The organism is Rothia sp. 88186D007BW, from assembly GCF_053544215.1.
In genome coordinates this window covers 51651-63952 of record NZ_JBPPTR010000013.1, presented here as the reverse complement: position 1 = coordinate 63952, position 12302 = coordinate 51651, and the positions used below count along the sequence as shown (strand labels likewise).

Sequence of the window (12302 nt, the reverse complement as noted above, 5' to 3'; positions counted from 1 at the left end):
GTAACCAGGGGAGCTTCTTCGATGGGAGCGGGGTTCAGGTTCTCGTTGACCCATACTGAACCGTTGTCGATGGTGCCATCTTCGTTAACCCAAGCAGAACCGTCTTCGTCGGACTCGAAGTCAACCCAGGTGGAACCGTCAGCAGGAACGGCGGGCTCTACAACAACGGGGTTCAGGTTTTCGTTAGCCCATGCTGAACCGTTGTCGATGGTGCCATCTTCGTTAACCCAAGCGGAGCCATCTTCGTCGGACTCGAACTCAACCCAGGTGGAACCGTCAGCAGGAACTGCAGGCTGTGCAGGAGCGGGAGTGAGGTTGTCGTTGGCCCATGCTGAACCGTTGTCGATGGTGCCATCTTCGTTAACCCAAGCGGAACCGTCTTCGTCGGACTCGAACTCAACCCACTCAGAAGTGGTGGAAGCTTCGCCGGAGTTGACGGTGTCGGTGGTGAAAGCTGAACCGTCAACATCACCATTCTGAGCTACCCAAGCGGAGCCTTCGTTGGTGACGGTGGGAAGGTCAACCCACTCAGAGGTTTCGGCAGCAGAAGCAGGTGCAACTGCGAAAGAAGCCATGCCGAGTGAAAGTGCTACTACAGCACCGGTAGCCTTCTTGGGGGATTTGTGGAATGAAGTCATAAGTAACCTCTCAAAGTATGCGGATACCCATTACTGGGCAGGTATTACTACGAACTATCAGACAATCCCTCCCTGGGGGATTAGCCACCTGCTCGCTAGTAATACGCTAGTGACAAGACCACTATAACTCACAAGCTGGCGATTACCCCCTAATCGGTGGACAAAATCTTGTGAATAGGTGTTTATGACAGAATATTTCAGGCTTGGTAAGACAAATAGGGTGCACCCGGCCTATAACTATCTATTTCCTGAGCGATTTACTCGCCTACGAAGCGTGAGCGGCATTCCGTCTGCGCTTAATGAGAGACAGTAACGGGCCGATATTAACAAGAATCCACAGCGGGTTTGTGATAACCAGCAGCATAAAAACTGTGCGCGCCAACGATGAAGCGTCCTCAGCCAAGGTGAGGTAGTTAAGCCATAGAGTAGCCCCAAAATAGAGCACGGTACCTACCACAAGGTAGAGCACAGCCCACCAAAATTCACTAGCGGATGCCTGCCCTCTGCTGTTCCAATAATGCCGATAAAAAAGGCGTACAGCCTGGGCAAAACCTACCTGCTGGGCCGAAGCAGGTGCCCGGAGCTCGTCCGCCTGCTCATCATCAAAACCATCAAGGTTAAGAGCCTCGGGAGTATCTTCCCTAGGCTGGTAATCGTGCATCGGGCGGGTAGGTTTATGCTCAGACATACTTTCAAGACTACTAAAAAAGAAGCAGCGCCCTCCCCTTCTAGCCCCTCACGGGCCTGTGAGAGTGCATAGGGGAGAGGGCGCTGCTGCTGAGAGTGGTAGGGGCTCTTAGCTGCGGTTCTTGAGGTAGAACTCGATAAGGCCCTGGGTAGAGGAATCCTGCTCGGCAAGTACCTGGCGGTCCCCGCCCACTGCGGGAGCTAGCTGTAGGGCTAGCTGCTTGCCCAGCTCAACACCCCACTGGTCGAAGGAATCGATACCCCAGACAATGCCCTGCACAAAGGTGATGTGCTCGTAGAGGGCAATGAGCTGGCCCAGGACGGAGGGGGTCAGCTGAGAAGCCATGATGGAGGTGGTGGGGCGGTTACCTGAGAAGACACGGGCAGGAACGATCTCTTCATCGGTGCCCTCAGCGCGAACCTCATCGGCAGTCTTACCGAAAGCTAGGGCCTTGGTCTGGGCGAAGAAGTTAGCCAGGAAGAGTTCATGGACGTCCTGCTCGCCGTCGCGGGTTGCATGAACCGGGTTAGCGAAGGCGATGAAATCAGCAGGAATCAGGCGGGTGCCCTGGTGAATGAGCTGGTAGAAGGCGTGCTGGCCGTTGGTGCCGGGCTCACCCCAGAAAACTTCACCGGTGGCGGTGGTAACAGGCTTGCCGTCTGCGCGCACGGATTTACCGTTAGATTCCATGGTTAGCTGCTGCAGGTAGGCGGGGAAACGGTGCAAGTACTGGTCGTAGGGGAGTACTGCGTGGGTTTCTGCACCCAGGAAGTTGACGTTCCAGATGTTGAGCAGACCCATGAGGGCCGGGACGTTCTGGGCCAGGGGGGCGGTGCGGAAGTGCTCGTCCATGGCGTGGAAACCAGCTAGGAACTGCTCAAACACATCGGGGCCTAGCACGATAGCTAAGGGGGCGCCGATAGCTGAATCGACGGAGTAGCGTCCGCCCACCCAGTTCCAGAAGCCAAAAGCGTTCTTAGGGTCGATGCCGAAGTCCTCAACCTTATCCAGGGCGGTGGAGACGGCGATGAAGTGGGCGGCGACGGCGTCCTTCTCGTTCTTCCCCTCTAGGGCACCTGCCTCGCGCAGGGAGGAGAGTAGCCAGTCGCGGCAGACGCGGGCGTTGGTGAGGGTTTCAAGGGTGCCGAAGGTCTTAGAGGCCACGATGAAAAGGGTGGTCTCTGGGTCAAGGTCTGCTACGGTTTCGGCGGCATCGGTGGGGTCGATGTTAGAAATGAACCGGGCGGTCAGGCCAGGCTGGGCGTAGGGCTTGAGTGCCTCGTAGACCATCACGGGGCCAAGGTCGGAGCCACCGATGCCGATGTTAACAATGGTCTCGATGGCTTTGCCGGTGATACCTACCCATTCGCCTGAGCGCACGCGGTCAGCGAAATCGTACATCTTGGCAAGTACGTCATGAACATCAGTATCAACGTCCTGGCCATCAACGACCAGGGCGGGGGTTGCGCCCTGCGGGCGGCGCAGGGCGGTGGTTGCGCCCTGCGGGCGGCGCAGGGCGGTGTGCAGGACGGCGCGGTCTTCGGTGACGTTGATATGTTTGCCGGCGAACATAGCGTCGCGACGCTCTTGAAGGTTAACCTCTTCAGCCAGCTGAGTGAGCAAAGCTAGGGTTTCTTCGGTGATGAGGTTCTTGGAGAGATCTACATAGAGGTCTGCTGCGGTGAAGCTGAGCTTTTCTGCGCGGGTGGGGTCGGCGTCAAACCAGGCGCGCAAATCGGCAGCGGTCTTCTGCTGGTGGTCGCTCAGGGCCGACCATGCTGTGGTCTGGGTGGGGTCGGTGATGGCGGGAAGAGACATGTAGGCTCTACCTTCCTGTTGATGTAAGTGTTCGTTTCTTTATTTTAAGGCGGTTTGATGTTTTTCAGTCGAGGTGCAGGGCGTGGCTTCTATGTGTCTCGCACTATGAACCCAGATAAGAGAAGGTCCACTTATTATCAGTGACGTTGGCATTGAAATAAGCCCCACCCCTGCTGTGCACCCAGGTTTTTCACATAGCACTTACCTGCCCCATCTGGCTACCTGTCAGGTGGGGCAGGCGGTTTGGGGCGCTGATAGGCCCTTTAAAGCTAGCCAATGTGTCCCACAAGATAGCGGCTAGTTTGGGTGCCGCCGGTATAATCAAACCGAATGCCCACTGCGCTGGTGCCGAATTATCGGCTGGTAAGCTGCGCACCGGCGTCCTTATCTATCCCTAAACATGTAAGCGAGATATTTTCCGCATGTCTGAAACTCAGAAGACCGCGTCACGAAGTGACCTTCGCAACGTGGCAATCGTGGCTCACGTTGACCACGGCAAGACCACCATCGTCGATGCGATGCTCAAGCAGACCAACGCATTCTCCGCCCACGCTGACGTTGAAGACCGCGTCATGGACTCCGGTGACCTCGAAAAGGAAAAGGGCATCACCATTCTGGCCAAGAACACCACCGTGTTCTACTCCGGCCCCGCAGCCAAGGGTGAAGAAATCACCATCAACGTCATCGACACCCCCGGCCACGCCGACTTCGGTGGCGAGGTTGAACGCGGCCTCTCCATGGTCGACGGTGTTGTTCTGCTGGTGGACGCCTCAGAAGGCCCCCTGCCCCAGACCCGCTTCGTTTTGCGTAAGGCCCTAGCGGCCAAGCTGCCCGTCATCCTGGTTGTTAACAAGGTTGACCGCCCCGACGCTCGTATCGACGAAGTCGTGGGCGAATCCATGGACCTGCTCCTGGGCCTGGCCAGCGACCTGGCCGACGAAGTACCCGACCTTGACGTTGATGCCCTGCTCAACGTACCCGTTGTCTACGCCTCAGGTAAGGCCGGTGCAGCATCACTGAACCAGCCCGCCGACGGCGCCCTACCCGATAACGACGACCTCGAACCCCTCTTCGAGACCATTCTTGAGCACGTCCCTGCCCCCACCTACGACCCCACCGAGGTCCTACAGGCACACGTAACCAACCTGGACTCCTCACCCTTCCTGGGCCGTCTGGCCCTGCTGCGTATCTTCAACGGCACCCTCAAGAAGGGCCAGACCGTTGCCTGGGTACGCCAGGACGGCGAAACCAAGAACGTGCGCATCTCCGAGCTGCTAGCCACCAAGGCCCTAGAACGCGTACCTGCTGATTCTGCCGGCCCCGGTGAAATTGTTGCTGTTGCCGGTATCGAAGACATCACCATCGGCGAAACCCTCACCGACCCCGAGAACCCCAAGCCCCTGCCCCTGATCAAGGTCGATGACCCCGCCATCTCCATGACCATCGGTATCAACACCTCACCCCTAGCCGGTAAGGTCAAGGGCGCCAAGGTTACCGCCCGCCAGGTCAAGGACCGCCTCGATAAGGAACTCATCGGTAACGTCTCCCTCAAGGTTCTGCCCACCGAGCGTCCGGACGCCTGGGAAGTTCAGGGCCGTGGTGAACTGGCCCTGGCTATCCTGGTTGAGCAGATGCGCCGTGAAGGCTTTGAGCTGACCGTCGGTAAGCCCCAGGTTGTTACCAAGACCATCGACGGCAAGATTCATGAGCCCATGGAACACATGATTATCGATGTGCCCGAAGAGTTCCTGGGTGCCGTCACCCAGCTCATGGCAGCTCGCAAGGGCCGTATGGAAAACATGGCCAACAACGGTACCGGCTGGGTCCGCATGGAATTCGCTGTCCCCGCCCGTGGCCTCATTGGCTTCCGCACCAAGTTCCTCACCGAAACCCGCGGTGCCGGTATCTCATCGTCCTACTCCACCGGCTACGAGCCCTGGGCTGGCGACATCGACTACCGCTCCAACGGTTCCATGATTTCTGACCGTGCCGGCGTTGTAACCCCCTACGCCATCATCGGTCTGCAAGAACGCGGCACCATCTTCGTAGAACCCACCGCTGAGGTCTACGAGGGCATGATCATCGGTGAGAACTCCCGTGCAGATGACATGGAAGTCAACATCACCCGTGAAAAGAAGCTGACTAACATGCGTTCAGCTTCAGCAGATAACTTCGAAAACATGACTCCCCCCAAGAAGCTGACTCTTGAAGAGTCCCTGGAATGGGCTCGTGAGGACGAGTGTGTGGAAGTTACCCCTGAAGCTATTCGCATCCGCAAGGTCATTCTGGACGCTAACGAGCGTGTGCGTGAGGCACGCCGCCGCGCCCGCGCCTAAGACCAACCTGAGGTAAAACCTCATAGGGCCGTGGCCCGTTTCCCGCTAGTAGGGGAGCGGGCCACGGCCCTGTTGATAGCTGTAAGACTCTGACCGCGATGAGTTGAACACACCATAAAAGATTCAAACCCAGCCAGAGCGGCGCAACTAAAGATAAAATTGCTAGGAACCAAATAGCATCCAGCAGAAAACCGCCACCATGGAACTCGACGCCCAACCCCACTACCCGGTTGCCGGTGAGCTTATCACCAGCAGCGCCACCTTCAGCCTGATCCCTGAAGGACTCCAACCTAAAGACGCTACCGTGCTCTTCGTCCACGCCCACCCCGACGATGAATCCACCTCTACCGGTGCTACGATCGGTGCCCTCATTGACGCTGGCGCCACCGTACACCTGCTCACTATGACCCGCGGTGAAATGGGTGAGGTCATTGACCCCTCCTTGCGCCACCTTGAAGCAGCACACCCCGCTAACGCAGACCGGGGCCATGCCCTGGGCGAATACCGTGACGGTGAGCTTGCTGCGGCCCTCAAAGCCCTGGGCGTGCGTCATCACCTCTACTTAGGTGAAGGCTCTAGCTACCTTCCCGGTGAGCGCACCAGCTACCGTGATTCGGGCATGGCCTGGGGGGCAGATGGGCGTGCCATTGCTAACCCCTCCGCTGCCGATGACTGCCTGACCCGCCTGCCTCTTAAACCTCAGGCGGACGCTATCGCCAGCGCTATCCGCGATACTCGACCAGATGTGGTTGTCACCTACGATGCGGACGGCGGCTACGGCCACCCGGATCATAAGCGCACCTATGAGGCCACCTACGCGGCCGTCCGCTCCCTAGAGGGCACCCCTTTCGCTCCTATCGCGCTGTGGGGTATTGAAGGTGACCCCAACCCCCAAGATACCCGCCAGCAGGCTGTCATCATGGGCAATATTGAGCGTAAGCGCGAAGCCATGCGCGCCCACGCTACCCAAATCACCATTACGAGTGATACCACCTTCGAGTACTCCAACAAGGTGCCCCAGCCGATTAACTCCACTGAGACCTACCGGCTCCTGTGGGGAACTGCCCAGGCTGGAACACCAGCGGATGCCTTGCCCGAAGATAACGTGGAAGCCCCTGGCCCCATCAATTCAGCTATCACTGCTATCGCCCTTGGCATTATCGCTGGTTTTGCTGGCACCATGTACCATGCCCATATCTGGTACCCCACCAGCGCCCTCTGGATCCCGTGGGGTGCTGCCCTGGGTCTGCTCACCGTCTACTTTGCCGCAACCTGGGCTGCTATCCATACCGAAAAGAACTGGACGGCAGCCCTAGTGGGGGCCACCGCCTTTGCCCTCATTGGTGTTTTTGCTTTCACCAAGGGCTCTTCAATGCTGGTGTATATCAACCCCAGTAACCCCATAGGCACCGCCGGAACTATCTGGGCCCTAGGCTCTCTCCTTGCCTGCGTCTTTGGCATGGTCAGTGCCAGCAGGTACCGCCGTAAGAAACGCTAAGCCGCTTCACCAAGCTATCTCATCCATCACAAAAATCTGCCCCTAGACCGGTGAGCAGATACACTAGTGCACAGTTACCTGACACTCCCCGCACCGGTGCGTCACCACCAGAAAGGCACTCATGACCTACATCATCGCCCAGCCCTGCGTCGACGTTAAAGACCGCGCCTGCGTTGAAGAATGCCCCGTTGACTGCATCTACGAAGGCGAACGTTCCCTCTACATTCACCCCGACGAATGCGTCGACTGCGGTGCATGTGAACCGGTCTGCCCCGTAGAAGCAATCTACTACGAGGACGATGTTCCTGAAGAGTGGGAAGACTACACCGCTGCTAACGCTGACTTCTTTGACGACCTTGGCTCACCCGGTGGTGCTGCCCGCCTGGGCGTCATCGCTAAGGATGCCCCCATGATTGCGGCCCTACCCCCTCAGAACCAGGACTAAATACGGGGTAAAACCCCATAGAAAGCACACTATGCGCGAATTTGGCCTTGACCTGCCCGACTACCCCTGGGACACTATGGCCCCCTACCGGGCCACTGCTGAAGCCCACCCAGAGGGGCTCATTAACCTCTCCATCGGCACCCCGGTTGACCCTACCCCGGCTGTCATTCGTGATGCCCTCGCCGGTGCTACCGACGCCCACGGCTACCCTACAACCCACGGTAGTCTTACCCTGCGTCAGGCTATTGTTGATTGGTTTGACCGCCGCCGCGGTGTACCCGGTCTGACCACCGACCAGGTCATGCCCACGATTGGTTCAAAAGAACTCGTTGCCTGGCTCCCCTTCCTGCTGGGCCTGGGGGAGGGGGATGTCGTCGTCCGCCCCACTGTTGCTTACCCTACCTATGACATCGGTGCCCAGCTTGCTGGGGCCACCCCTGTCGCAGCTGACTCTCTGGAGGACCTCGATGAGGCCACCCGTGCCCGCGTGCGCCTAGTATGGATTAACTCCCCGGCTAACCCCACCGGTATTGTGCGCGATGTTGACGAGCTCAAAAAGATTGTGGAGGATGCCCGCGCCTTAGGTGCTGTGGTAGCCTCCGATGAATGCTACGCAGAGCTGGGCTGGGGAGAATGGGACGCCTCGCGTGGTGGAAAGTCTGTGCCTTCTGTTCTTGACCCCCGCGTCTGCGGGAAGAGCCAAGAGCTGGTTCTGGCAGCCTACTCTCTTTCTAAGCAGTCTAATTTTGCTGGCTACCGGGGTGCCTTTATTGCTGGTGATGCCGCTATCATGGCCAACCTGGTTAACTCCCGTAAGCATGCGGGCATGATTGTGCCTGCCCCCGTGCAGGTGGCCATGACCGCTGCCTTGACAGATGACGCCCACGTTGAGGCTCAGAAGGACCTCTACCGGGCCCGCCGCGAGGTTCTGCTTCCTGCTGTTGAGCGTTTTGGTTTGAGGGTTGAACACTCTGAGGCCGGGCTGTACCTGTGGGCTACGGCAGGGGAAGATACCTGGGCAACTGTGCAGCGTTTTGCTGAAAAGGGTCTTCTCATTGGCCCCGGCGTGTTCTATGGAACCGCAGGTGAGGGCTATGTTCGTCTTGCTCTGACCGGCTCGGATGACGACATCGCCCGCGCTGCTGCTCGTCTTTCAGAGTAGTTAAAATTGCTCATGTCAAATGAGTGTCGCCAAAGAACGTAATCTGACCTGAAGTATGCCAAGAATGTGACCTTGCACATCAGTCTGTTGTAATGTGAACCATAGATGATAAGCATACGTGCACGGTGCGGTTTCCCGTCCGACATGGAAAACCGCACCCTTTCTACGATTCCCGCCTCGCACGTACGCTGCCTCGTTTATTAGGAGGAACAACAATGACTGACCACCAAGCACAGCTACGTTACGACGACAAAGAGCTACTTCTACCCACAGAAGAAGCAACCGCAGGTAACGGTGCTTTCAACGTCGCTGGCATGCTCCAAGAAACCGGAAAAGTAGCCTACGACCCCGGTTTCATGAACACTGCTAATGCAAAGTCAGCTATCACCTACATCGACGGTGACGCCGGCATCCTGCGCTACCGCGGCTACCCCATCGAAGAACTGGCAGAAAAGTCCAGCTTCCTCGAAGCTGCCTACCTTCTCATCTTCGGCGAACTGCCCAGCCCTGAAGAGCTGGAAGACTTCGACCAGATGATCCGCCACCACACCATGGTGCACGAAGACTTCAAATTCTTCTTCCGCGGCTTCCCCCGCGACGCCCACCCCATGGCCGTGCTCGCCTCTAGCGTCTCAGCCATGTCCACCTTCTACTCTGACTCCCTTGACCCCTTTGACCCCCGTCAGGTAGAAATCTCCACCTACCGCCTGCTCTCCAAGGTGCCCACCCTGGCCGCCTACGCCTACAAGAAGTCCAAGGGCGAGCCCTCCATCTACCCCAACAACGACCTCAACTACACCGAGAACTTCCTACGCATGTGCTTCGGCTTCCCCACCGAAGACTACGAGGTCAACCCCCTCCACGCTGAGGCCCTCGACCTGCTGCTGCTGTTGCACGCAGACCACGAGCAGAACTGCTCCACCTCCACCGTCCGCCTAGTTGGTTCATCAAACGCCAACATGTTCTCCTCAGTTTCAGCCGGTATCAACGCCCTCTATGGGCCCCTTCACGGTGGCGCCAACGAGGCTGTGCTGGCTATGCTCAACCAGATTAAGGACGAGGGCATCAGCCCCGAAGACTTCATGGAGAAGGTCAAGAACAAGGAAGACGGCGTGCGCCTGATGGGCTTTGGCCACCGCGTCTACAAGAACTACGACCCCCGCGCCCGCATCGTCAAGAAGACTGCCGATAAGATTCTTGAAAGCATTGGCGGCAACAACGAACTGTTTGAAATTGCTAAGCGCCTGGAAGAAAAAGCCCTCAACGATGATTACTTCATCGAACGGAAGCTCTACCCCAACGTAGACTTCTACACCGGCCTGATTTACAAGGCCATGGGCTTCCCTGAGCAGATGTTCACCGTCCTCTTCGCCCTGGGGCGTCTGCCTGGCTGGATCGCCCAGTGGACCGAAGCCATCCAGGACCCTGACCGCAAGATCGGCCGCCCCCGCCAGGTCTACATTGGTGAAACTGAGCGCCCCTACCCCCAGCGCTAAAAGAGCCCTAGCCTTGGCACGGTAAACACTGAGCCCCGGCGTCCTACCCCCTTGAAAGAGGGTAAGGACGCCGGGGCTCAACTGTATGAGGCAGGGGCTAGGGCCCCGCTACCTCCTAGGATTCGTAGCCGTTGGGGTTGTTCTTCTGCCAGTTCCAGTGATCACGAACCATGGTGTCAATGTCGCGGGTAGCAGACCAGCCCAAATCGGCAAGAGCCGCAGCGGGGTCAGCATAAGAGACAGCCACATCGCCGGGGCGGCGGTCCACAATCTTATAGGGCAGCTCTTTACCGGCAGCCTTCTCAAAAGCGTGGAGAACTTCTAGCACCGAGTAACCGTTACCAGTGCCCAGGTTCCAGGTGCGCAGCCCCCCATGGGTGGTGATGTAATCCAGGGCCTTGAGGTGCCCATCAGCTAGGTCAACGACGTGAATATAGTCGCGCACACCGGTGCCATCAACAGTGGGGTAGTCGTTACCAAAGACATTCAGGTACTCGCGGCGACCCACAGCAACCTGGGCGATGAAGGGCACCAGGTTGTTGGGAATACCGGCAGGGTCTTCACCGATACGGCCGGACTCATGGGCACCTACCGGGTTGAAGTAGCGCAGCAGGGCAATGTTCCACTTGGAGTCTGAGGCTGCAAGGTCAACCAGCATATCTTCAATATGCTCCTTGGTGCGGCCGTAGCAGGACTGGGCGTCCATGTTAATCTTTTCAACCAGCGGCATGGACTCAGGCTCACCGTAGACGGTTGCTGATGAAGAGAAAACAATGGAGTGGCAGCCAGCATCTTCCATGGCATAGAGCAGGTTGAGGGTGCCGGCCACGTTGGTCTGGTAGTACCACAGGGGCTTTTCAGCGGACTCGCCCACAGCCTTCAAACCAGCAAAGTGAATCACCGCATCAGGCTTCACCAGATTAAAAAGCTGCTTCATAGCGGGCAGATCCAGCAGGTCAACCTTATGGAACTCTACGGTCTTGCCGGTGAGCTCTTCAACGCGGGCTAAGGACTCCATGGACGAGTTCGCCAGATTATCCATAACGGTTACCTCGTGGCCTGCCTTGAGCAGTTCGAGTACAGTATGTGAGCCGATGTAGCCGGCGCCGCCGGTAACGAGAATCTTCACGTTTTCCCCTCGTAGATAATTGATGCTCTTTCTAGCTTACCCGCATAAAGGCCCTGCCCACCCGGTTTTAGCCAGGTGGGCAGGAAAGAATAGAGCTAAGACACCGCATACGACGATGCCAGATAACTACTAGTCGTTAGCGTGCAAAGCTGAATTCAGCTCAACAGTGTTATTAGCGCGGGGGAGCACCTCAATAGCACCACTTACTGAATTACGGCGGAAGAGCAGGTTATCCTGGCCAGAAAGCTCCATAGCCTTAACAATCTGAGGCTCCTTACCCTTAGCCAGCAGGGTCACACGGGAACCGGCAGTTACGTAGAGGCCAGCCTCTACAACGCAGTCATCACCCAGGGCAATACCGATGCCAGCTTCAGCACCGAGCAGGGAGCGCTCGCCGATGGAAACCCGCTGGGTACCACCACCAGAGAGGGTTCCCATGGTGGAGGCGCCGCCACCAATGTCGGTGCCGTTGCCAATCACAACGCCCTGAGAGATGCGGCCTTCAATCATGGATTCACCCAGAGTACCGGCGTTAAAGTTGACGAAGCCCTCATGCATGACAGTGGTACCTTCAGCCAGGTGGGCGCCCAGGCGCACACGGTCAGCATCACCGATGCGCACACCGGCAGGTACTACATAATCAATCATGCGGGGGAACTTATCGACGTGGGTAACCACCAGGGCACCGCGGCGACGCAGCTTGAGAGATACAGTGTTGAATTCGCTGGCGAGGACGGGGCCAAAGTTGGTCCAGGCAACGTTAGTTAGCTTGCCGAACAGGCCATCAAGGTTGATGGTGTTGGGGGCAACGAGGGTGTGAGAGAGCAGGTGCAGGCGCAGGTAGGCGTCCGCTGCGTTGGCCGGTGCTTCATCAAGGTTGATGGTGACGTTCACCAGTTCACGCACGACGTTGCGGTCTTCATCTGCTTCAACCAGGGCTTCAAGGTCGCCTGCTACAGAGTCGTCAGCGGTGTCGGTGAGGGTGGGGGCGGGGTACCAGACATCTAGGACGGTGCCTTCGTTGTCGCCAGAGGCTACGACGGTGGCCAGGCCCAGACCGGATGCTACGCGGGTGTTATTTTCAGTCATACA

Annotated in this window: 10 protein-coding genes; 5 read left to right on the top strand and 5 right to left on the bottom strand. The window is 57.8% G+C overall.

Going from position 1 to position 12302, the window contains the following annotated elements:
* The 3 genes from ACEE09_RS08330 to pgi form a co-directional block, all read right to left on the bottom strand.
* A partial coding sequence (locus ACEE09_RS08330) for a hypothetical protein (protein ID WP_449083768.1) occupies positions 1-638 on the bottom strand: 638 nt, incomplete at its 3' end.
* Between the two features lie 265 nt (positions 639-903).
* Entirely contained in the window at positions 904-1326 is a 423-nt protein-coding gene (locus ACEE09_RS08325) for a hypothetical protein (protein ID WP_449083766.1), read from the bottom strand.
* Between the two features lie 108 nt (positions 1327-1434).
* Positions 1435-3144, bottom strand: a complete 1710-nt coding sequence (gene pgi / locus ACEE09_RS08320; RefSeq protein WP_449083764.1) for a glucose-6-phosphate isomerase — start codon at positions 3142-3144, stop codon at positions 1435-1437.
* Between the two features lie 422 nt (positions 3145-3566).
* Between pgi and typA the strand changes: the two genes are divergently transcribed.
* The 5 genes from typA (at position 3567) to ACEE09_RS08295 (ending at position 10081) form a co-directional block, all read left to right on the top strand.
* Positions 3567-5480, top strand: a complete 1914-nt coding sequence (typA, locus tag ACEE09_RS08315) for a translational GTPase TypA (RefSeq protein WP_449083763.1) — start codon at positions 3567-3569, stop codon at positions 5478-5480.
* Between the two features lie 199 nt (positions 5481-5679).
* Positions 5680-6978 (top strand): PIG-L family deacetylase, encoded by a 1299-nt coding sequence (locus ACEE09_RS08310; RefSeq protein WP_449083761.1) that lies wholly within the window; start codon positions 5680-5682, stop codon positions 6976-6978.
* A 121-nt stretch (positions 6979-7099) separates the two neighbouring features.
* Entirely contained in the window at positions 7100-7423 is a 324-nt protein-coding gene (gene fdxA, locus ACEE09_RS08305) for a ferredoxin (protein ID WP_135013646.1), read from the top strand.
* A 31-nt stretch (positions 7424-7454) separates the two neighbouring features.
* The gene (dapC, locus tag ACEE09_RS08300; protein WP_449083759.1) at positions 7455-8585 is read left to right on the top strand and encodes a succinyldiaminopimelate transaminase; all 1131 of its coding nucleotides are present in this window, start codon (positions 7455-7457) and stop codon (positions 8583-8585) included.
* 215 nt (positions 8586-8800) lie between these two features.
* The gene (locus tag ACEE09_RS08295) at positions 8801-10081 is read left to right on the top strand and encodes a citrate synthase (protein ID WP_449083757.1); all 1281 of its coding nucleotides are present in this window, start codon (positions 8801-8803) and stop codon (positions 10079-10081) included.
* Positions 10082-10196: 115 nt separating this feature from the next.
* On the opposite strand, the gene galE is transcribed toward ACEE09_RS08295, so the two are convergent.
* Together galE and dapD are read right to left on the bottom strand one after the other, a co-directional pair.
* Positions 10197-11210, bottom strand: a complete 1014-nt coding sequence (gene galE / locus ACEE09_RS08290; RefSeq protein WP_449083755.1) for a UDP-glucose 4-epimerase GalE — start codon at positions 11208-11210, stop codon at positions 10197-10199.
* A 129-nt stretch (positions 11211-11339) separates the two neighbouring features.
* Entirely contained in the window at positions 11340-12299 is a 960-nt protein-coding gene (gene dapD, locus ACEE09_RS08285; protein ID WP_449083754.1) for a 2,3,4,5-tetrahydropyridine-2,6-dicarboxylate N-succinyltransferase, read from the bottom strand.
* Positions 12300-12302 lie beyond the last annotated feature (3 nt).